General features: G+C 42.9%; 1 protein-coding gene. It reads left to right on the top strand.

The genetic code is table 11. The features are described 5' to 3' along the window. On the top strand, positions 1-625 hold a 625-nt coding region (locus tag ABD296_RS49840; protein WP_344285644.1), incomplete at both ends, for an NtaA/DmoA family FMN-dependent monooxygenase.

Below are 625 nucleotides of genomic sequence, written 5' to 3'. Positions count from 1 at the left end.
AAAGATTTAGAATATTGGACAGATTTAGCGCAAATTCTTGAGCGTGGTTTTTTTGACGGTATTTTTATTGCAGATGTGCTTGGTATTTATGACGTTTATCATCAAAGTGCTGAACATGCTTTAACAGGTGCAGTACAAGTTCCAGTCAATGATCCGCTACAGATTGTGCCAGCGATGGCAGCCGTCACAAAGCACTTGGGTTTTGGTGTCACGACTTCTATTTCCTTTGAACATCCTTATCCTTTTGCTAGAGGTATTAGCACGCTAGACCATTTAACCAAAGGGGGAGTTGGTTGGAATATCGTGACGTCTTATTTGGAAAGCGGTTCGAAAAACTTGGGCCTAAAAACTCAGGTTAACCATGACAATCGTTATGATATTGCTGATGAATACTTAGAAGTCCTTTACAAGCTTTGGGAAGGCTCTTGGGAAGAAGGTTCGGTACTTCGTGACCGTGAAAGCGGTATCTTTGCTGACCATAAAAAAGTGCATCCAATTCAGCATGAAGGTAAATACTTTACTGTACCGGGCATCCATATTTGTGAGCCATCACCGCAGCGAACACCAGTACTTTACCAAGCAGGCGCATCTTCACGCGGGCAGAAGTTTGCCAGTCAAAATGCTG

It is taken from the genome of Actinomadura napierensis (genome assembly GCF_039529375.1).
Classification (GTDB): Bacteria; Actinomycetota; Actinomycetes; order Streptosporangiales; family Streptosporangiaceae; genus Spirillospora; species Spirillospora napierensis.
This window is presented reverse-complemented; position numbering and strand designations above follow the sequence as displayed.